Origin of the sequence: Corynebacterium sp. KPL1986, assembly GCF_000477975.1 — a bacterium.
In the GTDB taxonomy this organism is placed as follows: Bacteria; Actinomycetota; Actinomycetes; order Mycobacteriales; family Mycobacteriaceae; genus Corynebacterium; species Corynebacterium accolens.
The window spans coordinates 539,985-563,123 of the sequence record NZ_KI515719.1; the positions used below are offsets into that span (position 1 = coordinate 539,985).

Consider the following 23,139-nt stretch of genomic DNA (forward strand, 5'->3'; position numbering starts at 1 on the left):
CTAGCCTTGTTGATAGCTGAAGTGTCCCAGATTTTCCCATCTACTCAAACGGAACAAAACCTGGGACTTCACTTAAGCGAGAGATTCCTTTTAAGCTATTTCCTCGATGCCAAAGTGTTTTGAGTCTCTTTGCCCTTTACACCAGAGAATCCCAGATACAAAAGTGGCACAAAAATCATAACGAGAATAAACACAGATATTAGTGGTTGCCAATATAACTCACTCAACATCTCAATCAAACTGATATTCCAGACGAACATCATGAGTAGTCCTAGAAAAAACACGCCAACAAGCACTAATACCTGCGAAGAAAAAACTATTGAAGCAAGTGTGAGAAGTAATGCGAAATGGTATTCACGACTCATAATCCCTAGCTTGAGGAATTTATGGAGGCTACGGTTGAGCAATTGGCTAAGTATGAGACTTGCGGAGATAATCGCTAGTAGCGTAAAGGCTAGAGGCACGGCCATGAGCACCCAGAAGTCCCACTGCGCAATGCCGCCTTCTCCCATGGCGCGGGCTTGCATACCAGATGCGCTGAAAAGTAATGCAGGGATGCTTGCAATGAGGAACAGGAATAACGAGATACCTGAAAAACGTGACCGGTATTCAGAAGTCACAGATTTACTCAAAATGGGGCTGGGACGGTACGAGGATAACCTTGAAACGAGTGTCGTAAGGTTGAGTGCAATACGCGGAGCTGCCTGGGGAACAAGAGTAGAACCAACAAGCAGTATCCCTACCGTGAAAAGAATTCCACCTTGTTGTCCGTTTTCATAGACTATTCCGAATATAATTAATGCGGTCCCGCCTAAAGCGAAAATCCCCGGCAAGAGCCAGCGTTTGATGGATCGTAAAGTTCTGAAGCTATTGTTCACCCTCGTCACTAAATTCGTACTCAGAAACAATACCGAGATAGTTAGTGGAATGAAGAGGCTGATTATTGCGAGAACAATGCCGAAAAAAGTAGGAACGCCAAATGCACTGACACTGATTAATGGAGCTCCGTTATCATCAGGAAGCCATTCTAACAGTGCAGAAAATGGTAAATAAAGCACGACTGTGAGGAGTAAGGCGCCGACGATCGGCTTCCACATTTGCCCAAGCATTATGCGGATAAAGTGACGCCGACCTAGTCCAAAGCGTATAAGCGTTATGGATTGCTCGCGAAGGAGTAAAGACCCGAGAACTGCAAGCGGAATGTTCATGGCGATGGCGACAAATGTTGCCCAAAAGAGCATATTGCCACCAATAAACTTGAATTGGTCATCCGGAAACTCATCAATCAATCGCGACCAAACTGACCCTAGAACAAGAACAAAGCTGGTGGTTATTCCGAGGGCTAGTGCAAGGACAAAGAAATATATTTTGGCCTCGCCGACGATCGACGTCCCAATTTTTTGCAAATTCTTATTCATGGTTTGCATCGTCCTTTTCCATAGTGATTACAGAATCAACGAAGCTTTCGACGACTGGATCGTGTGACACCATGAGAACACCCGTTCCCTCGTGCACCGCATCGTCAATGACACGGAATAAGCTGTCCCTCGAGTCGCTATCTAACGCACTGCTCGGCTCGTCAAGTAGAAGTAATTTAGGTTGTCGTATGAGTCCACCAGTGATCATGACTCTCTGTAATTGACCCTTTGAAAGTTCATTCAGCATCTGGTTTACAGTGTGTTCTACACCTAACGATTCAAGAATTCCGACATAGAATGCTGAATTCACTTCTTTCTTACAAATTTGTAGATTGAATTCTAAATATTCTTTTACCGTAAGGCCTGGGAAAGCTACTAATTCTTGGCCAACGTAGGAAATATCGCTTCGGAGTAATTTCTGGCGGGTCGATACTGAGGTCTTAGATATGTTGAACTCGTTAAGTAGCACTACGTTTCCTTCATGGAGGGGGTGCAAGCCTACGATTGCGTTCAGAAATGTGGTCTTGCCGCATCCAGAAGGACCTGACAATAATGCCTTTTGCCCGCGAGTAAGCTCAAAATCTAGTGGCAACGCTAGAGGGGAGCTATGCCTTGGGGTCGCCTTAACAGTAACTGCTTGAACTTCGAGTACGGGGCTAACGGTTCTCATGGAAGTGTCTTTCTAATAGAGCAAGGAAGGAAATAATCAGGGGGTTGTAGCTGAAATTGTCTGATAGCCTCCGAAATGAGGGGTGGACAAGATACATGGGTCCTGATCCCCGGAAAGTGGACACGTAGGTGGTTAATTATGCAATTTTAGCCAGTGTAGCTGAAATCTCGGCAAAAACATCAGGAGCCACAAGATTGCACTAGGAGTGTTGAAGTGTCCCAGGTTTTGTTCCGTTTGAGTAGATGGGAAAATCTGGAACATGCCAAGAAAATTTGACCAGGATGCAAAGGACCGTGTGGTCCGTCTCGTGGAAGATTGCATCTTGGCGGAAAATATGTCGATGCGCCCCGCGTGCCAGGCAATAGCCCCAAAGCTGGGGGTTTCATGGAACACGGCGGGTCCTTGGTTTCTAGTGGTCGTGGAAACACCTGACATGGGTTGGGTGATTGTGTGGAGTCGAAATGGGATCCGAGTTCTGGGGTAGTGGCGCGGTTTGCGGCGTTGGTTCGGGCTGGTAGTTCAATCCGGGCGGCTGCTGGAGTGGGGTTTGTTTACCAGAGTCCCCGTTAAACCCCAGCGGCTTTATCCATTGCCGCATTAAGATCCTCCTGCGTGCCCGCATCGACGCTGGTGAAGTTGTCTGCTCCGTTTTTTAGCTGTTCATCGACTGCCCCTGGGCCGACGTGAACAACGGATAGCTCTACGTTGTCTGACTTCGCGCCGTCAAGGGCGGCGGCAAATTGGGCTTCGTCCATGTCGAGCTCGGTGCCGGTAGTAACGAGGACGACGCGCGCCTTCTGGTTGGTGCCCGCGGCTTGATCCGCTGCGGTATTCAGTGCGGCTATTGTGGCGCTGCGCGATTGCGGCACGCCACCGGTGCCAAATGCCGCGAGCGTCTCCGGCACCGCAGCGCCGTTGCCGAATCCAAGATTATCCCGGTAACCCACCGTGGCGGCTTCCGAAATGGGCGACGAATAGTTCCACAAGGCAACCTGGCTATTGTTGTGGCTCAGCTTTCCCGCGGTGCCAGATAGCGCTTGTTGCGTTGCATCAAACATTGCCGTCATATTCGCGGAAGTATCAACGAGCAGGAGCGTATTGGGCGCCATTTCCACGGTGGAGGAGGAAGCTGGGGAAGAAGAATCTTTGCCTTCTTGGGCGCCGTCCGCCGTGGAAGGCTTCGATGCATCTGCGTCCGTCGTGGCAGGAGTGGAAGAGGAGACTGCGGTACTGCTTTCCACAGCAGATTCGGATGCGGTCTCGGCGGCAGTAGTCTCGCTCGAGTCATCCCCGCCGCGCAACAGAAAAATCACTAGTGCAATGACAGCAAGGATCGCGATGATGGCGACCGCGACAACCCAGCCGGCTAGTGTGAATTTATTTTCCCCGTTTGAGTGCCGTGCCATGTAGTGCCTTTCTCCGAAGTCTCCCGAGCCAGCGCATGATGCGTTTAATCTAGTGTAACTGGGAGTAAGCCGTTTCCATTACTGCGACAAGCCGCTCACGCAACGGTTGGGCGCGCTGGGCCAAGCCGCGTTGACGATTGACGTATATTGCCTTTCCCTCCGGCGTTTCAATGGGCACTACCCCAAGGCCCCAGTCGCGGCAATCGTACGGGGAGGCCTCCATGTCAAGAATGCGGGCATCGATAGCCAGATCCAGGCAATCGAGGAAGAGAGCACCTGGGACCAAGGGCCCCAGCTTCCATGCCCATTTATAAAGATCCATGCTCACGTGCACGCAGCCTGCCTGGTCGTTGGCTGGTTGATCCTCGCGGTGGAGCACCGTCAGATTGAGCGGGCGCGCCGGCGGAGTAAAGAAACGGAAGGCATCATAATGCGAGCACTTGAGGGAGTGAGTATCCACGACGCGGTTGGTCCCTTCGGCGCCTAAGCGCAGCGGGAGATCGTGGCGCGGGGAATCGGTGTGGTAGACCATCGCCCATTCATGCAGGCCGAAGCAGTCAAAGTGCGCCGGGTTGGTAGAAGAGCGCCGCAGTAAGTCCAGAATATAGTCAACGGAGCTGCCGCGGCGTTGCATGTAGGATTCCACGTCCACGGTGACGCCGTCCGCAGTCTCGCGGTAATCGCGCCAGCTAGCCTGGGGCGCGTCGCCCTCGAGCGCCGTGCCGATGCCTGGGTGCCAACGCTTCAGATGCGATGGGCGCACCGGGTAATACTCAAAGAGGAAATCAAACACCGGGTGATAGCTGCCCGGATGGCGAAACCGCTCCAGGCGGTCCGTTGCCCGCCGCTCGTGCTCATCCATGCGGGCGGTCCAGTCAGCGGTAGATAAAACCTGCACGGGCCTATCCTCCTTTCTATTGCGCCAGCGCTTAACGACGCCGCCCCTTACCCCTCCTGGCACCACCAACCGGTTTCTTCTGCTGGCGTGGGGGTTGTTTCTTTTGTTGCTGGCCCGAGCCGTGCGAACCGTCTTGGCCCGGCGGTGGAAGGGCCGGTCCGTGCGGTTTGCGGGCACCGGTGACCGTGCGCAGCTCGGGAGCGCCGGCCGGGTTATCGCGGTGGGAAATATCGTGTTCGGTTGCGTCCACACCGGCCTTTTTGATGAGCGCAGCTACTTCTGAGCGCTGTTCATCGGTGACCAGGGTAACCACCGTGCCTGTTGCGCCGCCGCGCGCCGTTCGTCCGGCGCGGTGCAGGTAGGCCTTGTGTTCTGCCGGTGGATCCACGTGGACGACGAGGGAGACGTCTGCGATATCGATGCCGCGTGCTGCGATATCGGTGGCAACGAGGACGGGAATGGAGCCATCGGCAAAGCCGGAAATGGCGCGGGTGCGCGCGCCTTGGCCCTTATCCCCGTGGAGTGGATAGGCGTTGATGCCGACGCGCCTTAGCTTTTTCACCTGCCTATCCACGCCGTGCTTGGTTCGCATGAACATAATGGTCTTGCCCGCGCGTGCGGCGATGCGCATAACCACCTCGTTGCGGGCGGGGCGATCGCCGACGAAAAACAGGTGGTGCGACATCGATTCCACCGCCGCGGTCACCGGTGCGGTGGAATGGACTACGGGATCGTGCAGGAATTGCTCGACCAGCTTATTGACGTCCCCGTCGAGGGTCGCCGAAAACAGCAACCGCTGACCGGTGGGCGGGGTGTAGTTTAAGAGCTTGCGCACTTGGGGAAGAAACCCCATATCGGCCATCTGGTCCGCCTCGTCCAAAGTGGTGATCTGCACCTTGTCAAAGGACAACTTGCCTTGGGCGATGAGATCCTGGGCGCGACCAGGTGTAGCGACCAAGAGATCCACTGGGCGCGCCAAAGACCGGATGTGGTGGTTGATATTGACGCCGCCAACCACCGCGAGGACGCGCAGCCCTAATGCGGCGGCGGGCTCATCGAGGCGTTGTTGGATCTGCGTCGCCAACTCGCGGGTGGGGGCTAGGACAACCGCGCGGGGGTGGCCCGGGGTCGAGGCACCCGAGCCAGCCAGCCGGGCTAGCGTGGGAAGCCCGAAGGTAAAGGTCTTTCCGGATCCGGTAGGCCCGCGGCCGAGTACGTCCTTGCCCGCAAGTACATCCGGGATGGCTGCGGCTTGGATGGGAAATGCTTCCGTGATTCCTTGGTCGTTCAAAACGTGAACCACGCGCTGAGGTAAGCCGAGTTCGGCAAAAGTAGTCATCGTTGGGCAATTCTAACTGGTGGGTGCGCAAAATTCCGCATCGGCCAGCGCACGATTGGGCACCGTCTTTATGAGTGAGAAATGCCATAGCAAAAATAGGGCTCTACTTTAGGTATTTCACTGGTTATTACCTAACGTGGAAGGTGGTGCTGGGAAGCACACACGATTTATTCCTCCACTCACCGGCCCATCCCAGGGCCACAACGAACTGTTAAGGAGTCGTCTCCATGGCTCAAGCACAAGCATCCACAGCCAGTTCTTCTTCCCACTCCTCGCCGCAGGAATCTACCGAACCCACGAAAAAGGAGAAATTTCACCTTGATGCCGTGTGGTTCGCGCTGGCCTTCCTGGCCCTAGCGGCCGTCTTACTTATCCCGATCCCGGGACTCGACTGGCCCGCTAAAGTGGCCCTAGGCATGCTGGCCTTCGCGGTAATCATGTGGGTGACCGAGGCCGTGAGCTATCCGGTGAGCGCACTGTTGATCGTCGGCCTTATCTCCCTACTTTTGGGGCTCGGGCCGGATCCAGAATCCGATGGTATCTATGGCACCTCTAATGCCCTCAAGGTCGCGATGGCAGGATTTTCCTCGTCTGCGGTAGCGCTCGTGGCCGCGGCGCTGATCTTGGCCGGAGCGATGCAGGCTACGGGCCTGCACAAGCGGATTGCGCTGTACGTGCTGAAGATCGCGGGGGAGAAGACCTCCCACATCGTTATCGGCGCCATCGCGATCGCCATCATCTTGGCCTTCTTCGTTCCCTCTGCCACCGCGCGTGCGGGCGCCGTGGTGCCTATCTTGCTCGGTATGGTAGCCGCCTTCGGCTTGTCCTATGAGTCGAAGCTGGGCGCCCTACTCGTCATTACCGCAGCGCAGGCCGTATCGATCTGGAACGTGGGCATTAAAACCGCCGCCGCCCAAAACCTCGTGGCGGTGGGATTTATTGAGGATCAAATGGGGCAGTCGGTCTCCTGGGGGCAGTGGTTTATTTGGGCCGCACCCTGGTCCATCCTGATGTCCGTCGCGTTGTACTTCATCATGCGCGCCGTCATCAAACCGGAAACGGAGCGCATTGAGGGAGGAAAGGAGCTCATCGCCAAGCAGCTAGAGGACCTCGGGCCCACCTCACCGGAAGAGAAAAGGCTCATCGGGTTTTCCCTCCTCCTGCTCTTTTTCTGGGCCACGGAGGGGCTGCTGCACCCGATTAGCTCGGCCGTCATTACCGCGGTGGCCGTCGCCTTGATGCTGCTGCCCAAGATCGGCGTATTTACCTGGCCAGAGGCGCAGAAGTCCGTGAGCTGGGGAACCCTCATCGTCTTTGCCATTGGTATTTCCCTCGGCTCCTTCCTGCTGGATACTGGCGCTGCCACGTGGCTATCAGAAAAGACCTTCGGATTGATGGGGCTGGATTCGCTGCCGATTCTGGCAACGATTGCGCTGGTATCGCTATTTAATATCCTCATCCACTTGGGCTTTGCCTCAGCGACGTCGCTGGCCTCCGCACTCATCCCGGTCTTTATTGCCTTGGCCTCCACGCTGGATGTGCCCAACGGCGGAATCGGCTTCGTGGTCATCCAACAGTTTGTCATCTGCTTCGGATTCTTGCTGCCTGTCTCGGCGCCGCAGAACATGCTGGCCTATGGCACCGGTGCCTTTAGCACCAAGCAATTCCTGCGCTCCGGTATCCCGCTGACCATTGTCGGGTACCTGCTCATCCTGCTGCTGTCTGCCACCTACTGGTCGTGGCTGGGCTTGGTCTAAATCCAGAGACGAAAAAGGGGAGGGCCTGCACCGTGCATGTCCTCCCCTTTTTATTTGCAGTACTTAGTCCGTCTGCGTCAGGCTGCGGTCGCCGGACCACTCGACGTGGAAGGTGCCCGGCTTATCGGTGCGCTTAAAGGTGTGCGCCCCAAAGAAGTCGCGCTGTCCCTGGATTAGGGCGGCGGGCAGGCGCGTGGCGCGCAGGCTGTCGTAGTAGGACAGCGAAGAGGCAAAGACCGGGGCGGGCAGGCCCATCTGGGTTGCCGCGACGACGACGCGGCGCCACGGTTCGATGAGGTCTTCCAGCTCGCCCTTGAAGTAGGGATCAAGGATCAGGGCGGGCAGCTCTGGGTTGTTATCAAATGCCTCGCGGATGCGGTCCAAGAACTTAGCGCGGATGATGCAGCCGCCGCGCCAGATGGTGGCTAGGTCACGCGGATCGACATCCCAACCGAATTCGGCGGAACCGGCCTTGATCTCATCGAAGCCCTGGGAGTAGGCGATGAGCTTGGCTGCGTAAAGGGCCCGGCGAACGTCTTCGATGAAGGCATCCTTATCGATGTCGAAGTCCGTGTCCGTGCCTGCCGGAAGCTGGCCCTCCTGCGCGGCGGCGCGCTGCTGGCTCGAAGAAGACAGTGCGCGGGCAAAGACGGACTCGGCAATGCCGGTAATCGGCACGCCCAATTCGAGGCCGTTGATGGCGGTCCAGCGGCCGGTGCCTTTCTGGCCGGCGGCGTCCAAGATGACATCGACAAGCGGGGCGCCCGTATCCGGGTCCTTTTGTGCGAGAACCTCAGCGGTGATCTCAATGAGGTAAGAATCCAGGTCGCCGGAGTTCCACTCCTTGAAGATTTCCGCGATCTCGCCCGGCTCCATGCCCGCGCCGTAGCGCAGCAACTGGTAGGCCTCACCGATGACCTGCATATCGGCGTACTCGATGCCGTTGTGGACCATTTTGACGAAGTGGCCGGCGCCATCTGGGCCGATGTGGGTCACGCACGGGGTACCGTCCACCTCGGCGGCGATGGACTCTAGGATGGGGCCCAAAGTCTCCCAGGACTCGGCCGGACCACCAGGCATGATGGACGGGCCGTTCAAGGCGCCTTCCTCACCGCCGGAAATGCCCGCGCCGACGAAGTGCTTGCCGCGCTCGGCCACTTCCTTTTCCCGGCGAATGGTATCCGTAAACAGCGCATTGCCGCCATCGATGATGATGTCGCCGTCATCCATGGCATCGGCAAGCTGATCAATGACCGCATCGGTGGCCTTGCCTGCCTGCACCATGATGATGGCCTTGCGGGGGCGCTCCAGGGAAGCGACGAAATCCGCGATGGACTCGGAAGGAATAAAGTTTCCTTCGTTACCGTGGGCCTCAATGAGGGCGCGGGTCTTTTCCGGGCTGCGATTATAGACGGCGACGGTATTGCCATTGCGGGCAAAGTTGCGGGCGAGGTTGGAGCCCATTACCGCCAGGCCGACAACACCAATGTGCGCGAGTTCGTTCTTTTCAGTCATGGTGCCTATCCTACGTCACCGCCGCGCTTTCGCCGCGCTGGCGGTTAAGCTTGAAGACTATGTCAGATACCCAGATACTCAATGACTTGCTTCATACCGCGCACACGCGCTTGCTCAACGAGGAGGAACTGGAGAAACTAAATTCGGTTAACGGCGGGCTTGCTGAGTTCATCGGGCTCACCTTCGACCGCGTGGGCCCGACCGAGGCCCGCGCGCGCCTTACCGTGACTCCTCAGCATCACCAGCCGTGGGGCGTGGCCAATGGCGGTCTTTATTGCACCATCGCGGAATCGGTGGCGTCTATCGCCAGCGTCGCGGCTGCCGATGCCCCGGCGATGGGCGTCAATAACTCCACGGACTTCATCAAGGCGACAGGCGAGGGCGAGCTAGAAGCGGTGGCCACCCCCATTCAATTGGGCACGCGGACCCACGTATGGAGCGTAGAAATGCGCCAGGGAGACACCCTGGTTGCACGCACCACGCTGCGCACGATGATTATGGATAAGCGCAGCTAGAGCCAGTGGTTTTTCCGGAACCACGCCCACAGGCCGCCAACGACAGCGACCATGATGACGATTGCCATGGGATAGCCAAAGGCCCAGTGAAGCTCCGGCATGATATCGAAGTTCATGCCGTAAATACCGGCGACGAGAGTCGGCGCGGCCCACATGCCGACGACCGCGGAGATCGTGCGCATATCCGAGTTTTGCTGCATGGTGACCTTGGCCACCGAGGCATCGATAAGCGAGGTCAGGCGTTCATCGAAGCTGGCGACCAAATCATTGACCACGAGCTCGTGGTCATAGACATCGCGCAGGTAGGACCGGATCTGCTTAGAAATGAGATCCTTGTGATCCGAGACCATCGCCTTTAGCGCCGCAGAGAGCGGATAAATGGCGTGTTTCATCTCCAAGACTTCGCGCTTGAACATATAAATGCGGTCAACATCGAATTTGAGGTTCGGGGTAAAGATTTCCTCTTCGAGTTCATCGACTTCATCGCTAATCAGGCGGGCGACCTCGGAGTAGCGGTCCACCATCATGTCCAGGATCTTCCAAGCCATGGCGACGGGCCCGAGCTCCACCAGGTCCTGCTCGTCTTCGACCGTGTACGCCAAGTTAGGCAGCTTCGCACCGTGGCGAACGGTGATGATGAAGTTAGAGCCCATAATCATCTGGATTTCGCCCGTGGAAATAATCTGGCGCTTATCTTTCACCTCATCGTGGTCGCGGTAATTCACTGAGCGCGCCACTACAAAGAGCTGGTCATCGTAGCGCTCCAGCTTCGGTCGCTGGTGGGCCATAACGGCGTCTTCCACGATGAGCTCGTGGATGCCAAATTGCGAAGCGATCTTCGTCATCTGGGATTCATAGGGCTCATGCAGGCCCACCCAGACGAACCCGCGGCCGTATTCCGCCACGGTTTCCAGGGCGGAATGCGCGGAATACTCGCCGGGTAGGGCCTCACCATCGACGAAGACCCGGCAGTGCTCAATGGCGCGCTCCGCGGGAACCGGCGGGAAGGAGGGCTGACTAGGAGGCGTGGATTTCTTTCGGCCCCTAAAGGGCGTGGGTACGGACGGCATCGTTTCAGCCTCCTTTGCACGGTAGTGCGGATAGTAACGCAATCAAGTAGTAAAACGCGCCACGTTTTACGCAGCGGGTAAAGCTTACACCGACGGTGGGTAATATAATCGAATCTATGCCTACGTGGAAAGAAGTTACCGAAGCCAATCCCGCCCACTCCCATAATTTCGCCCGCAAATGGAAGATGCTTGAGGCGCAGGGCAAAGACATTCATGGGGAGGCCCGGCTTGTCGATGCCATGGTAGAACGCAATTCCACCATCCTCGACGCCGGCTGTGGAACCGGCCGCGTCGGCGGGGAATTGCTGCGCCGCGGACACAGCGTGGTGGGCATCGACGTGGATCCCATTTTGATCGAACACGCCGAACATGACTTCCCAGACGGCGAATGGTTCGTCGGAGACCTGTGCACCGAAGAGGTTCCTGAAGGACCCTTTGACCTCGCTGTTTCTGCGGGAAACGTCATGGGCTTTTTGGCCGTGGACGGCCGCGAGGAAGCCCTGCGAAATATTTTTAACTCGCTGACCCCCGGCGGGCGCTTCGTCACTGGCTTTGGGGAAGGCCGCGGTTGGGATTTCCAGGACTTCCTCGATATGGCGCAGAAGGTGGGCTACCGCGTTGACTTCACGTTTTCCTCTTGGGACATGAAGCTATTTTCGGAGCATTCCACCTTCTTGGTCGCCGTGCTATCTAGGCCTGGCGCGGACCTCTTGGCCTAAGGCTTTAAAAGCGCCGGTCCGCTTGGTCGAAGAAATCGACCTCGTGGATGCTGGCGCTGATAAAGGCGCGCTCGGCGCGGGTCCGGGTGGCCTCATCCGCCTTCTCCAGGGTTTCCTCCACAATCTTGATGCTCTCGCGCACTCCGGCGAGGAAATCTTCGCCGCCGTAGACCTCCAACCAGGCATGGTAGGGGTGATCGGGCGAATCGAACTCCGCCAAGTGCAGACCCACCTCTGCATACAGCCAGTAGCAGGGAAGTACGGCTGCGATGCCTACGGCGTAGTCGTCCGTATGGGTGCTGCGGATGAGAAAATCCGTGTAGGCGCTGGTGACCCGCGATGGCGCGGTGGTGGCCGAATCCTTCAACCACCCGCGGTGCAGCTCAGCCTCTTCCGCGAGGCATTCATAGGCGCCTTGCGCCCAGTGCAATTGCTGCGCGGTATCGGGCGCTTGGCTGGCCAGGCGGGCCAGGGCCTTCGAGTAGGACGCCAGGTATTGCGAATCCTGATCGAGGTAGAAGCTGAAAGCATCATTGGCGAGCGCACCGGAACCTAGCTTCTGAATAAAGGGGAGTGCCTTTACCTGCTCCCAGTGATCCGCAGCGATATTCCACAGGCGCTGCGTGTACGGTCCTGCGGGCGCAACGCGCGGCTGGTCTGGGTTTTCCACCTCTTCCAAAGGCCCAGCCAGGTGAGGAAGCGGGACCGAGGATGCAGCCCGCATCAAGCGCTGCGAGCGGTGCAGGTGGTCTACCGGCCCGCTGCCCTTGCCGACGGCCAGCGCATCCGCGTTGGCAATCGCCTCGTGCAGCCAGTCCGTGGACCACTCTAGGGCGGTGGCGGCATCATCGCCTGCACCTAGCCGCGTTGCTAGGGCAGAGGAGAGGGAGCAGCCCGTGCCGTGGGTATTCTTGGTTTGCACTCGAGCCGATTCCACGCGGTGAACCTTGCCGTCGGCAGTGACCACGGCGTTATCGGCAATCGCCGAGTCGAGGTGCCCGCCCTTGACGATGACCGCCGTATTCGCCTCAGCGGCCCACGTCTTAGCCACCTCGATGGCACGGTCCAAGTCCGTGGCTTCCTCCGTCTGCGTCAGTACGGCCAGCTCTTTTAGGTTGGGTGTGATGACATCAGCACGAGAGCACAGCTCGCGCACCGCCTTTTCTGCCTCGGGGGCCAAAAGCCGGTCGCCGCTGGTGGCCACCATGACCGGATCCAAGACCACGGGGACGGACGGGTCGATGCGGTCGAGGAATGCGGCTACGAGGTCGGTGATGTCGGCATCGGCAAGCATGCCGATCTTAATGGCGTCGATGTCAACGTCCTCCCGGACCGAATCCAGCTGCTCCTGGAGGAAGTCCAGCGGCGGGACGTGGACGCTGCGCACACCCTGGGTGTTTTGTGCAACCAACGCGGTGACCACGCTCATTCCATATCCGCCCGCGGCGGCGATCGACTTCAAATCAGCCTGGATGCCGGCTCCGCCCGTAGGGTCGGTTCCAGCAATCGAGAGAATTCGGGGATAGGTTCCTTTAGCCACGGTAGGCCTCCTTTAGATTGTGTGCGGCAGCTGCCGGGTCATCGGCAGCCATGATGTCGCTGACCACGCAGATCCCTGCGAAGCCGCTTCCGGAAAGTTCGTGGGCATTGTGTGCCTTGATGCCGCCGATGGCGACGGACTCGATGCCGCGTTCGCGCGCCGCGGTGGCAAGGTGCCCGGCTGCTTCGGCGCCAATTCCTGCTGGGGCATTCTTCTTGGTTGCCGTCGAGTAAACCGGGCCAATCCCAATGACATCGGGAACGTGCTCTGGGTCGATGGCATCCAACTGATCCAGCGTTCCCACCGAAAGCCCGATGAGGCTATCGGGGCCGAGCAGCGCGCGGGCCTGGGAGAAGTCCATATCGTCTTGGCCAATGTGCAGGTGGCAGCCCACCTTGGCCGCTACCTCGACGCGGTCATTGATAAAGAGCGGTACGTCGCCCAAGACCTTCATGAGCTCGCGGGCGGTAGCCTCGACTTCCTCGTCGCTGGCCTCCTTATCGCGCAATTGCACGACGGTAGCCCCACCACGCACCGCCTCTTGCACGATGGGTATGACCTTGTCCCGCCCGCCGGCGAGCTTAGGATCGGTGATGAGATACAGCGTCCAATCGATGCTCATGCTAGCCCCGCAACGTCCGCGACCTCGGAGGCAGAGATGCGCTCTTCGATGGCGTCAGTGGTGAGCTCATGCAGCGCATCGAGCCAGGCAACCGCAAAGGAGCCAGGTGCCGTGGATGTCTCAGCGGCAACGCTGCCCGCGGCTCCTACATGCGCATGCGCGGCGATGATAGCCGCGAATGGATCCTCCCATGCTGCCAGGTAAGCCGCGCAGATGGCGCCGAGCGAACACCCAGTGCCGATGACGTTTTGCAGCATCGGGTGCCCAGATTCGAGGCTTACCGCACGCGGCCTTTCGCCTGCCTGCACGATGAGATCCGTGGGGCCGGATACGCCAATAACGGTCCCGGTTTCGCGGGAAAGTTTGAGCGCCGGTTCCAGCGCCGCCTCCACGCCATCGGTAGATTCCACGCCGCGCCCGCCGGCTCCGGTTCCTGCCAAGGCGATGATTTCGGAGGCGTTGCCGCGAATCGCCGTCGGGCCCTGCGGCAAGACTTCATGCATAAATTCGGTGCGCTTTTCCAGCCCACCCGCACCGACGGGGTCAAGGACCCACGGGTTTCCGGCCGCGGTCGCACCGGCGATGGCCTCGCGCATGCCGGCGTATTGCTCGGAATTCGGGGTTCCGCAATTGATGAGCACGCCGCTGGCGATCTTCGCAAAATCTTGCGACTCATCTGGAGTATCTACCATTGCTGGGCTGGCGCCGATGGCCAATAGCGCATTGGCAGAAATATTGCTGACGACCTTATTGGTCAAGCACTGAATAAGTGGAGCGGTATCGCGCACCGCATCGTGGGCACGCAGAAATGATAAGTCCACAACAATCCCTTCGCTAGTTCTAACTAAGTGCAGGTTCAATGGGTTTATCTCAGCCACGGTGTGTGGCACCCCATGTTGTAATGCTCAAGCCTAGCAAAACTGCGAAAATGGGAACGAAAACAACAATAGCCGCCGCCCATAGCCCCATAGGCGGGGTAGGGGGAGGCGGCGGCTGGTGCCGAGGAGGATTTAGTTCTTTTCTTCTTCTGCCTCGTCGATGAGGTTACGGGCGATGCGCTGCTGGGTAGTAATTTCCAGGTTGCCGCGGTTGCGGGAGAGGATATTAGCTGCCCAGTTGACCAATACGGCCAAGCGGCTGCGCAGGCCAATGACGTAGGTCAGGTGCAGGGCCAACCAAGCCAACCAGCCCGGGAAGCCGGAGAACTCGGTCTTGCCCAACTTCACGACGGCATTGAAGCGGGTGACGATGGCCATGGAGCCCTTGTCGAAGTACTCGAAAGGTTCCTTTTCATCGGCCGTGGATTCCTCGTCCACCTTGGTCTCGATGAGCTTGGCGACGTGCTCGCCGCCCTGGATGGCCACCTGTGCCAAGCCCGGCAGGCGGTTCAGAGACATCATGTCACCGATGATGTAGACGTTGTTGAAGTCACCAACCGTCATGTCATCGTTGACGGAGACGCGGCCGGCGCGGTCAGCCTCGACGCCGGCCTGGTCAGCGACCATCTTGCCCAGCGGGGAAGCGGCAACACCGGCGGACCAGATCTTGGTCGCGCCCTCGAGGGTGACCTCTTCATCGGTCTTCATGTTCTTGTAGGTCACGGAGTCCTCGTTGACATCGGTCACCATGGCGTTCAGGCGAACGTTGACGCCTTCCTTCTCCAGGGTGCGCTGGGCACGGCGTCCGAGGCGCTTGCCAAACGGCGGGAGTACCTGTGGTGCGCCGTCAAGCAGGTAAATCTTGGCGGCGGAGGTGCCGTAGGTGGAATAGACATCGCTTAGCGTGCGGTTAGCCAACTCCGCGATCTGGCCGGTGAGCTCCACACCGGTCGGGCCGGCGCCGACGATGATGAAGGTGAGGAGGCGCTCGCGCTCTGCGGGGTCATCGGTAAGCTCAGCCTTTTCGAAGGCTGAAATGATGCGGGAACGCAGCTCCAAGGCATCATCCAGGGTCTTCATGCCAGGGGCAAACTTCGCAAAGTGGTCATTGCCAAAGTACGACTGGCTGGAACCAGCGGCGACGACGAGGGAGTCATAGGAGTAGGTGCGCGAAAAGTCATCGAGCTCGGCCGTAACCGTCTGGTCCTCCAGGTTAATGTCGGTCACGTTGCCGTTGACAAAGTCCACATTATCCTGGTTGCGCAGCAGCTGGCGGGTCGAGGGAGCAACCTCACCTGCGGAAATCATGCCGGTTGCCACCTGGTAGAGCATCGGCTGGAACAGGTGGTGGTTTTTCTTATCGATGAGGGTGATCTCAACATCGGCGTTCTTCAACTTCTTCACAGTGTTAAGACCGCCGAATCCACCGCCAACCACGACAACGTGGTGACGGCTTCCGTTTGGACGATAAGGGGTATCAGTCATGGAATTAATGCGACCTTCCTCGAGAAAGCTTAATTTAAGTACCCGTATAGTGTAAACGCTCGTCACATAACGTGCATACTTGATACCCATTTACATGCGTTTCGGGTTTACTTTCCTGCGGAGCGTCTTGACCGAAACCGCTCAGAAACTGGCTAAAATAAGCCCACACCGTGACCCTTTGCACCCAGGAGCGCTCCTCAAACCATGAGTTTTTCCACCCCCGAGCATTTACGCTCCATCGACGCGGAGGCATGGCCCAATATCGCGACCGTGCCATCGCAGCGCTGGGCGACGCTAAAATCCCGCCGGGCCGAGGCGGAATTTGCCAAGGCCTGCGATAATGCCGGCTTGGAGCTCGAACTCGATGCAGCGGGCGGTCCCGATTTAAAGGTGGGCCACGATGCGCTCTTCGAGCGAATCGCCGCTACCGGATGGTTAGGTTTTGCCGAAAGCTACATGGCAGGCGAGTGGACCGTCGAATCCTCCGCCCAATTGGTAAAGGTTTTGGGCAAGCTCCTGCAGGTGGGATACCTCCCCAAGCCGCAGGGAGTAAGCGTCCGCGATTCCGAGCCAGGGGAGCTGCCACTCGACTTGGTGCGCCTCTATGCCGGCGATGGCCTCAGCCACGTTGGCGGGATTTTCTCCAGCGGCGTGCCGACGACGATCCGGGAAACGGTCGAAAGCTTTAGCCCAAAGGCCGGCGGCAGGGAGCCGAAGAGCCACTTTGTCGATGTCACCACGGTCAGCGAGCCCACCAACGTGGACCGGGATGACTTGGGTGAGGCGCAGCGCAGGGCGGCAGATTGGCTCCTCGATGCCACCCGCACCGGCGCCGGTACCCACCTTCTGGTCTATCCCGCTGCCGGGATGCAGGCCGCGATACGCGCTACCAAACGCCGCGCCACAGTCGACGTCCTGACCAGCGATGTCGAACAAATCACCCAGATGCGCGAGGCGCTTGTCTTTGCCGGAACGGAAGACTCTATCCACGTAGAGCGGATTCCGGATTCCGTTCCGAGCCCCAAGCAGTGGCGCGGGCACTACGACGCGATTATCAGCGTGGAAAAATTCGAGCAATTGAGCCCGCGCGAGCGCAAGGCCTATATCCGAGTCCTCGATCGCTTCCTTACCGCAAACGGGCGGGCGGCTTTTCAATCCATCGTGGCCACCGAATCCATGTCGGATGCTGCCCGAGCATCGTTGCAGGCCATGCGGGCCTATATTTGGCCAGGCCTCGACTACCCGCTGACTATGGATGTGCACCGGCTCGTGGATAAGAACTCTCACCTGCGCATCGTGTCCGAGACGCACGTGGGCAGCCACTATATTGAGTCCCTGCGCCAGCAGCGATCCTTTTTTGATGGGCACCTTCGCGAGGCCGCCGCTGCCGGCTTTGATCCGGTTTTCCGCAGGTTATGGACCTTCCAATTCGCACTTCGCGAGGCGCTCATGACGCTCGGGATGATCGATTCCGTCCAATTTGGCCTAACCCACCGCAATCGCGGCGGGCGCCGTTAGGATTTTTATTGCTTTTTAGTGCGGAAGCTCGTCGAATTCGTCTAGCAGGTCAACGCTCGGGACGAAAAAGTTCGTACCGGTCAGGGCCGTGGAGAAGTCCAGGATCCGGTCGTAATTTCCCTCAGGATCGCCGATAAACATATTGCGCAAACGTTCGTTGATATCTTCTGGGTCTTTGGCATATCCAATGAAGTACGTGCCCATCTCACCTGCGGCAAAGGAACCGAAGACCATGTTCTCGCGGTAGATATCCTCCTCAAGGTCATTGAGGGCCACGTGGGAATTGGAGGGCTGCGCATCCTCATCGAGCTCCACGTCATCGGCCTTGGTGCGCCCGATAACGCGTTCTTGCTCTTCGGTGCTGATGCCGCTCCACTTATCTAGGTCATGGGTGTACTTTTGCACGGTGACGTAGGAGCCGCGGGGATAATCGGCGTCATCGGAAAGCAGTACCGTCTCTAAAGCTTCCTCGGGGAGGGGATTGGCGGTGCCATCCACAAAGCCCAGGAGATCGCGCTGGTCCAGGTACTTGAAGCCCTGGGTCTCATCGACCACGGTGGCGGCATCGCCCAGCTGGCGCAGAACCTGGCGCGCCATCTCGTGGCAAAGGTCATAGGTATTCGCGCGGAAATGCAGAGAATATCGCCGGGCGTAGAGGGAGCCTTGTACGTACCCTCCAGCGGCTCGAACTCCTTGAGCTTGTCCGGGCGGGGAGCGCTGGTAAGGCGCGGCCACATAGACGCGCCGATGCCGACGACCGTATAAAGCTCGCCCTCATTGTGGCGGAAATTGACGGACTTGAAGGTATCGCCAAATGCGGAGAGCATGTCCCGAGTAGCTTGCTCGCCGCCTTCCGCAATGTCCAAGACCAGGAACAGGGCGGCGCGGGAAGGCCTTTTAACAACGCGTTGAATAGTCATGAGCTCCAGCATATGTGTTGGCCTTGGGCGTTGCACGTTTGGCGTATGTGGTGCTGTGGGTGGGATTTGATGCGGGATGTGGATGCTTTGATGCGTTTTGACAAATAGAGGGCCAGTTTAGGGCTTTTGGAGGGCACTATTTGTCAATTTGGAACATACTGCGCTGTGAGTGACTTGAACATTCTTGACTGACGGGCCTCGGCACGATGGGAGGGACCGACAGAGATCTAAAATGACATAATGTACATTATCGGACAATAATGGAGTTCGGGGGGTTCAAGCTGAGGATGTGGGACGCTCTGGGCAGTCTCAAAGATTCGACTCCCGCGCCTTGGCGGGCCCGCTTGTTTCGGATGCTGCGCGCTGAGGCTTCGAATGCTTCGGCGGCCCTGGACTAAATTGCCTAACTATTGTCTTCGTTGCGGACTCAGTTGAATTGCCTTTGAATGACTGAAACCAGCCGGGCTTGTGAATTCGTCGCGCCCTGGCCTGTTTGGCGCGTCCGACAAACGACTCTGCAGCTTTGAGACCCAACAACAATTGCGCGCAGGGACACCTCAAACGGGACTTTCCCGCCCCTGTGGCTAGCCCACTTATACCGCACACTTTAGTCACAGTGACGTAAAATTCGGGTAATGAAGGGTACGTAGCACTGTGGGTTTATTGGTTTTTATAGGCGCTCCACAGCTGCCAGATGGTTAATACCGCCAGCAATACTGCAACCGCAGTGACAATCCACATCTGCTGGACCGCGACGAAAATCGAGAAAGCTATGACGACTACGAGGCGGAACCACAGGGCGGAAATTAAGCGTCGAGAATTCACGGTTTAGTCCTAATTCTTAGTCCTTGTTTAAGGAGATGCGCAGGTTGATCTCGCCATCTTCAGCGACCTTGGCCGCCAGCATGTCAGGCGTCTCCACGTTGTAGTCCAGGCGGTTGATCGGAATGTCTCCGCCAATGACGATATCGTCACCGTCCCGCAGAACATCGAACTCCTGGGTGATTTCCTGGGTCTTATCCTTGATCGTGAGGTCGCCGGTGAGCTTAACGGAGCCGATGGTGCCGTCTTCGGGGACATCGGCAAGCGAGGCGGGCTTAGTAAGCGTGAAGGAAGACTCTGGGAAGTCTGAAGTCTTAAAGAGTTTGGATTTCATGTTTTGATCGCGGACCTTCTTGTCCGTGGTGAGGGCATCCATATTCACTGTAACGGTGGCGGACTCCAGCGTGGAATCAGAAATCTCTGCCTGGCCGGTAACCTCCGTCGTCGATCCGGAGGTGGACGTTCTTTCCGCCGGCAGCACCTCGTCAAAGGTAAAGCCTACCGAGGTATGGTTATCGGCGCGGCCCTTGGCCACTGACCAGGAGCCGTCGAGCGGAGTCGAGGCTGCCTTGGCGCCATCGGCAGTCACGGGCTCCGTCTTGACGCCGCCGCTTTTGAAAAGCGAGTACACAATCGGGCCGATCGCTACGGCGGTAAGCACGAGGATTAAAACCACGAAGATGGAAACGACGAGTTTCCGGTTATAAAAAAGATTTTTCATCTACTATCGAAGTCCTTCTAAACGCCGAGCCAGCGAAATAAGCTCCTCACACAGACTGGAAAGCTCTTCCGCGCTCGCGCCTTCTTCTGCGGCGGTTTGAATGTCTTCTGCGGAGCACCGCAATTCAAAAAGGCCGTCGCGCAAACCTTGCACTTTATCTGGGCTTAAGATTACTGCATCGGCAGGAATATCCGTGCCACTAACATTGTTTCTTTGTTCATAAGCACGCTGTTTGCACGAGGCGCTGCAAAACTTACGTGGTCGTCCCCTACCGCCTTGGTCAATATCCTTTCCACACCATTGGCAGGAACCGACATTGCTTTCACGACTAGCTGTACGGATCACTCGATACACTTTAGTCCATTAAACGGCGGGCTGGGAACAATACTGCGTGGGTGTTCGTTATAATAAATAGCTCTTAGGCGAAACTATCGCCGTCAATCAGGGATCTCTTTGAAAAGGATGATGTTGCATGGCAGATCGCGTACTCCGTGGCAGCCGTATGGGTGCAGTCAGCTACGAAACTGACCGCGACCACGACCTCGCACCGCGCCAGATGGTGAAATACCGCACGGATGATGGTGAGACTTATGAGGTGCCCTTTGCACATGAGGCAGAAATCCCTGAAGAATGGATGTGCAAGAATGGCAAACTGGGCCACCTCGTAGAGGGCGAAGGCGTGGAAGCTAAGCCCATCAAGCCACCGCGCACCCACTGGGATATGCTGCGGGAGCGTCGCTCCATCGAGGAGCTCGATGAGCTTTTGGAAGAGCGCATTAACCACCTGCGCTCCCGCCGTCGGACCGCTGCTCGCCTCCTCAAGGAACAGGAACAGCAGAAGAAGTCTTAAAGGCTCAAGCGGAATTAATTTAAGCCCGTACCCTGACTGCCATTTTGGCACGGGGTACGGGCTTTATGCTGCTTAGATTATTTCTTCTTGGTCAGCTGGCCCACCTGGTGCTTGACCAAGTAGCCCAGCTCATTGGCAAAATTGGTGGCCCAACCTACACCGTTGCGGGCCTTCTGGCCGGCATTGTGAACGGAGCCGTATTTCACCTCGTGGTCCGCCAGCTTGGACACCTCGCCGGCGAAGTCCTTCACCTGTTCCGCGCGGTGGGCCACTCCCCACTTGGTTACCTCGAAGAGGGAGTCCTTGACAAAGGAGCCATCCAGCTTGGATTCGCCGTACTCGCGCTCGGTGAAGGTGATGGGCACCTCGCGGATATCGTATCCAGCCTTGACCGCGCGGAAGGCCAAGTCCACCTGGAAGATGTAGCCGGCCTTGGACAGCTCATCAAAGTCGATGTCTTCCAACAGCTCGCGGCGGAAGGCGCGGTAGCCTGCGGTCATATCGGACAGGTCGGTTCCAAGCGCGAAGGAAATGTACAGGTTGCCCAAGCGGGACAGGTACTCGCGGGATGCCGGCCAGTTAACGGTCTCGCCGCCCGGCACGTAGCGGGAACCGATGACGAGGTCCGCGCCCTTGTCAATCTCCTCCAGCAGCAAGTGCAGCTGCTCTGGGGCGTGGGAGCCGTCAGCATCCATTTCACAAAGGACCTGGTAGTCGCGCTCCAGGCCCCATTCGAAGCCGGCGATATAAGCGCCCAAGAGGCCGCCCTTGCCCTCGCGGTGCAGCACGTGAATGTGGTCATCTTCTGCTGCGAAAGCGTCGGCCTTCTCGCCGGTGCCGTCGGGGGAATTATCATCCACAACGAGGATGTGAACCTCTGGCAGCGCCTCGCGGACGCGGCCGGTAATCAGGGGAAGGTTTTCAATCTCGTTATACGTTGGGATGATAACCAGCGTCGCAGAATCAAGAGTGCTCACAGTAATTAATGCTCCTACTTTTCTTTAGCGCCGACACCGCGAGGTGTACGACCCAATCGGTTGGTACGCACGGCAATGAGTGCGCAGACGGTACCAATAATAACCATCAGCCACTGCATGAGCGAACCGTAGCGCACCGAAAATGTTTCGCCGGTTTTCAGCGGCAGGCTTTCTACCAGTGCCGCGGGCTCAAAGAGCTCCGTGGATTGGCTTACGCTGCCGTCTGGGTGCACGAGTGCGGAGACCCCAGAGGTGGCTGCGACCACGACGGCGCGGTCGGTTTCGAGCGCGCGCAGCCTGCTCATGGCCAGCTGTTGGTACGTCATATCGGAAAAGCCGAACGTGGCGTTATTGGTAGGCGTCGTAAGAATCTGTGCGCCGTTTTTGACGGATTCGTGGAAGGCGTTATCGAAGGAGACCTCGTAACAGGTCGCCACACCTACCGCGACGGAATTCATGGAGACCACACCGGGTCCATCCCCTGCCTTGAAATCCCCGGCGAGGTCGACGTAGTCCGAAAAATGCGCGAAGAAGTCCCGCATGGGCATGGTCTCACCGAACGGCTGCAGGTACTTCTTATAGTGATGGTCGCCCACGCCGTGGCCGGGAGTAAAGACTTGCATGGTATTGCGCGCGCCCACCTCATCGCGGGTGGCGGTGCCAACCAGCACTGGCGCGTCAATGGCATCGACGGCCCCGCTAATGGCTTGGGCCGCCTCGCCGTCGCGGAAAGGGTCGATATCGGAAGAGTTTTCCGGCCAGATCACCAGATCTATATCGTCTTCACGGCGGGCTAGCTTCTCCGTTTCCTGGACGTGGTTATTCAGCACCGCCCGCCGTTGCCCGGCGAAATCTAAACCGCTGCGTGGCACGTTGCCTTGAATGGCAGCCACCTTGGTCTCGCCAACCTTGGTCTCGGCAGAATCGATGCCTCGCCCGGCCATTAGTCCAACGATGAGCGGGAGAATTAGGGCGGCGGCAGCGGCCACCTTTACCCGCCCGCCGCGCAGCAACAAGCCGGCCAGGCCGCAGGCGCACAATACCGTTGCCGCCGTAATCAGCGAGGTCCCACCCCACGGGGCGAGGTTGGCTAGGGGGCCTTCAATTTGCCCCCACGCCAGCTTGACCCAAGGAAAACCGCCAAAGGGAACCGAGGAACGCAGGACCTCAACGGCGAGGTATACGAAGGGAAAGACCAAAAATCCGTATCGCCACCGAGCCACAGCGGCCCCGAAGATGCCTAAAAAGATGGCATAGACCGAAAGCCAGATAGAAAGTGCTGCATAGGGCACGGTCCCTACCAACTCGCCAATCCAGGGCAGGCTCAGCAGGTACAAGACCAACCCGTGCGTCACCGCCAAAAGCGCGCCTACGGATCCGCGCACCTGTCGCCCACGCCACGGCATCAGGCTCACATATAACAGGGCGATGCCAATAATCGCGCCCCACCACCAGCCGCGCGGCTCAACGGCGGTAAAGGTCAGCGCACCAGACATGCC

General features: G+C 58.0%; 21 protein-coding genes, 2 pseudogenes and 1 riboswitch. Of the genes and pseudogenes, 6 read left to right on the forward strand and 17 right to left on the reverse strand.

What is annotated here, in order from left to right; genetic code table 11:
• Positions 1 to 95: 95 nt before the first annotated feature.
• Together HMPREF1287_RS02500 and HMPREF1287_RS02505 are read right to left on the reverse strand one after the other, a co-directional pair.
• Positions 96 to 1,418: a hypothetical protein gene (locus HMPREF1287_RS02500; protein WP_023017527.1), complete on the reverse strand. Its 1,323-nt coding sequence runs from the start codon at positions 1,416 to 1,418 to the stop codon at positions 96 to 98.
• Complete coding sequence (locus HMPREF1287_RS02505) at positions 1,411 to 2,088, reverse strand: ATP-binding cassette domain-containing protein (RefSeq protein WP_084519553.1); 678 nt, start codon at positions 2,086 to 2,088, stop codon at positions 1,411 to 1,413. Before HMPREF1287_RS02505 ends, HMPREF1287_RS02500 begins: the two co-directional genes overlap by 8 nt.
• 213 nt (positions 2,089 to 2,301) lie before the next feature.
• Between HMPREF1287_RS02505 and HMPREF1287_RS12685 the strand changes: the two are divergent.
• Positions 2,302 to 2,491: pseudogene (locus tag HMPREF1287_RS12685) on the forward strand (hypothetical protein); the annotation flags it as partial.
• A gap of 163 nt (positions 2,492 to 2,654) precedes the next feature.
• Here the strand turns inward: HMPREF1287_RS12685 and HMPREF1287_RS02515 are convergent.
• The 3 genes from HMPREF1287_RS02515 to HMPREF1287_RS02525 all read right to left on the reverse strand — a co-directional run bounded on the left by HMPREF1287_RS02515 (position 2,655) and on the right by HMPREF1287_RS02525 (position 5,731).
• The gene (locus HMPREF1287_RS02515; RefSeq protein WP_023017523.1) at positions 2,655 to 3,494 is read right to left on the reverse strand and encodes a vWA domain-containing protein; all 840 of its coding nucleotides are present in this window, start codon (positions 3,492 to 3,494) and stop codon (positions 2,655 to 2,657) included.
• A gap of 49 nt (positions 3,495 to 3,543) precedes the next feature.
• Complete coding sequence (locus tag HMPREF1287_RS02520; RefSeq protein WP_042404057.1) at positions 3,544 to 4,356, reverse strand: hypothetical protein; 813 nt, start codon at positions 4,354 to 4,356, stop codon at positions 3,544 to 3,546.
• Between the two features lie 67 nt (positions 4,357 to 4,423).
• On the reverse strand, positions 4,424 to 5,731 hold the full coding sequence (locus tag HMPREF1287_RS02525; protein ID WP_023017521.1) for a DEAD/DEAH box helicase: 1,308 nt from the start codon (positions 5,729 to 5,731) through the stop codon (positions 4,424 to 4,426).
• Positions 5,732 to 5,958: 227 nt separating this feature from the next.
• Here HMPREF1287_RS02525 and HMPREF1287_RS02530 point away from each other — a divergent pair, with 227 nt between their 5' ends.
• On the forward strand, positions 5,959 to 7,488 hold the full coding sequence (locus tag HMPREF1287_RS02530; protein WP_023017520.1) for a DASS family sodium-coupled anion symporter: 1,530 nt from the start codon (positions 5,959 to 5,961) through the stop codon (positions 7,486 to 7,488).
• Positions 7,489 to 7,551: 63 nt separating this feature from the next.
• Here the strand turns inward: HMPREF1287_RS02530 and gndA are convergent, their stop codons facing one another.
• A complete protein-coding gene (gene gndA, locus HMPREF1287_RS02535) occupies positions 7,552 to 9,003 on the reverse strand; it encodes an NADP-dependent phosphogluconate dehydrogenase (RefSeq protein ID WP_023017519.1) in 1,452 nt (483 codons plus the stop codon).
• A 59-nt stretch (positions 9,004 to 9,062) separates the two neighbouring features.
• Here gndA and HMPREF1287_RS02540 point away from each other — a divergent pair, with 59 nt between their 5' ends.
• The gene (locus HMPREF1287_RS02540; RefSeq protein ID WP_023017518.1) at positions 9,063 to 9,518 is read left to right on the forward strand and encodes a PaaI family thioesterase; all 456 of its coding nucleotides are present in this window, start codon (positions 9,063 to 9,065) and stop codon (positions 9,516 to 9,518) included.
• Here HMPREF1287_RS02540 and corA read toward each other — a convergent pair.
• Positions 9,515 to 10,588: a magnesium/cobalt transporter CorA gene (gene corA / locus HMPREF1287_RS02545; RefSeq protein WP_023017517.1), complete on the reverse strand. Its 1,074-nt coding sequence runs from the start codon at positions 10,586 to 10,588 to the stop codon at positions 9,515 to 9,517. The two genes, HMPREF1287_RS02540 and corA, sit on opposite strands and share 4 nt — an antisense overlap.
• A 116-nt stretch (positions 10,589 to 10,704) precedes the next feature.
• On the opposite strand from corA, the gene HMPREF1287_RS02550 reads away from it, so the two are divergent.
• Entirely contained in the window at positions 10,705 to 11,307 is a 603-nt protein-coding gene (locus HMPREF1287_RS02550) for a bifunctional 2-polyprenyl-6-hydroxyphenol methylase/3-demethylubiquinol 3-O-methyltransferase UbiG (RefSeq protein WP_023017516.1), read from the forward strand.
• A gap of 4 nt (positions 11,308 to 11,311) precedes the next feature.
• Here the strand turns inward: HMPREF1287_RS02550 and HMPREF1287_RS02555 are convergent, their stop codons facing one another.
• From HMPREF1287_RS02555 to HMPREF1287_RS02570, 4 genes are all read right to left on the reverse strand, one after another.
• The gene (locus HMPREF1287_RS02555; RefSeq protein ID WP_023017515.1) at positions 11,312 to 12,847 is read right to left on the reverse strand and encodes a bifunctional hydroxymethylpyrimidine kinase/phosphomethylpyrimidine kinase; all 1,536 of its coding nucleotides are present in this window, start codon (positions 12,845 to 12,847) and stop codon (positions 11,312 to 11,314) included.
• Positions 12,840 to 13,469, reverse strand: coding sequence for a thiamine phosphate synthase (gene thiE, locus HMPREF1287_RS02560; RefSeq protein WP_023017514.1), 630 nt, complete (start codon positions 13,467 to 13,469; stop codon positions 12,840 to 12,842). Before thiE ends, HMPREF1287_RS02555 begins: the two co-directional genes overlap by 8 nt.
• The gene (gene thiM / locus HMPREF1287_RS02565; RefSeq protein ID WP_023017513.1) at positions 13,466 to 14,290 is read right to left on the reverse strand and encodes a hydroxyethylthiazole kinase; all 825 of its coding nucleotides are present in this window, start codon (positions 14,288 to 14,290) and stop codon (positions 13,466 to 13,468) included. Before thiM ends, thiE begins: the two co-directional genes overlap by 4 nt.
• A riboswitch (TPP riboswitch) is annotated at positions 14,278 to 14,373 on the reverse strand. (Overlaps the previous gene by 13 nt.)
• Before the next feature lie 106 nt (positions 14,374 to 14,479).
• Positions 14,480 to 15,832 carry an NAD(P)/FAD-dependent oxidoreductase gene (locus tag HMPREF1287_RS02570; protein ID WP_023017512.1) on the reverse strand — a complete coding sequence of 451 codons (1,353 nt, stop codon included), beginning with the start codon at positions 15,830 to 15,832 and terminating at the stop codon, positions 14,480 to 14,482.
• Between the two features lie 204 nt (positions 15,833 to 16,036).
• Here HMPREF1287_RS02570 and HMPREF1287_RS02575 point away from each other — a divergent pair, with 204 nt between their 5' ends.
• Entirely contained in the window at positions 16,037 to 17,350 is a 1,314-nt protein-coding gene (locus tag HMPREF1287_RS02575) for a class I SAM-dependent methyltransferase (protein ID WP_005279232.1), read from the forward strand.
• 15 nt (positions 17,351 to 17,365) lie between these two features.
• On the opposite strand, the pseudogene HMPREF1287_RS02580 reads toward HMPREF1287_RS02575, so the two are convergent.
• The 4 genes and pseudogenes from HMPREF1287_RS02580 to HMPREF1287_RS12035 form a co-directional block, all read right to left on the reverse strand.
• A pseudogene (locus HMPREF1287_RS02580) lies at positions 17,366 to 18,270 on the reverse strand (Dyp-type peroxidase).
• A gap of 660 nt (positions 18,271 to 18,930) precedes the next feature.
• Positions 18,931 to 19,095, reverse strand: coding sequence for a hypothetical protein (locus HMPREF1287_RS12570; protein ID WP_023017510.1), 165 nt, complete (start codon positions 19,093 to 19,095; stop codon positions 18,931 to 18,933).
• Between the two features lie 16 nt (positions 19,096 to 19,111).
• Complete coding sequence (locus HMPREF1287_RS02590; RefSeq protein WP_023017509.1) at positions 19,112 to 19,813, reverse strand: YceI family protein; 702 nt, start codon at positions 19,811 to 19,813, stop codon at positions 19,112 to 19,114.
• 3 nt (positions 19,814 to 19,816) lie between these two features.
• Positions 19,817 to 20,158 carry a hypothetical protein gene (locus HMPREF1287_RS12035; RefSeq protein ID WP_042403724.1) on the reverse strand — a complete coding sequence of 114 codons (342 nt, stop codon included), beginning with the start codon at positions 20,156 to 20,158 and terminating at the stop codon, positions 19,817 to 19,819.
• Positions 20,159 to 20,285: 127 nt separating this feature from the next.
• Between HMPREF1287_RS12035 and HMPREF1287_RS02600 the strand changes: the two genes are divergently transcribed.
• The gene (locus HMPREF1287_RS02600) at positions 20,286 to 20,663 is read left to right on the forward strand and encodes an RNA polymerase-binding protein RbpA (RefSeq protein ID WP_023017508.1); all 378 of its coding nucleotides are present in this window, start codon (positions 20,286 to 20,288) and stop codon (positions 20,661 to 20,663) included.
• Positions 20,664 to 20,740: 77 nt separating this feature from the next.
• Here the strand turns inward: HMPREF1287_RS02600 and HMPREF1287_RS02605 are convergent, their stop codons facing one another.
• Positions 20,741 to 21,640 (reverse strand): polyprenol monophosphomannose synthase, encoded by a 900-nt coding sequence (locus tag HMPREF1287_RS02605; RefSeq protein WP_023017507.1) that lies wholly within the window; start codon positions 21,638 to 21,640, stop codon positions 20,741 to 20,743.
• Between the two features lie 14 nt (positions 21,641 to 21,654).
• Entirely contained in the window at positions 21,655 to 23,136 is a 1,482-nt protein-coding gene (lnt, locus tag HMPREF1287_RS02610; RefSeq protein ID WP_369707517.1) for an apolipoprotein N-acyltransferase, read from the reverse strand.
• Between the last annotated feature and the right edge of the window lie 3 nt (positions 23,137 to 23,139).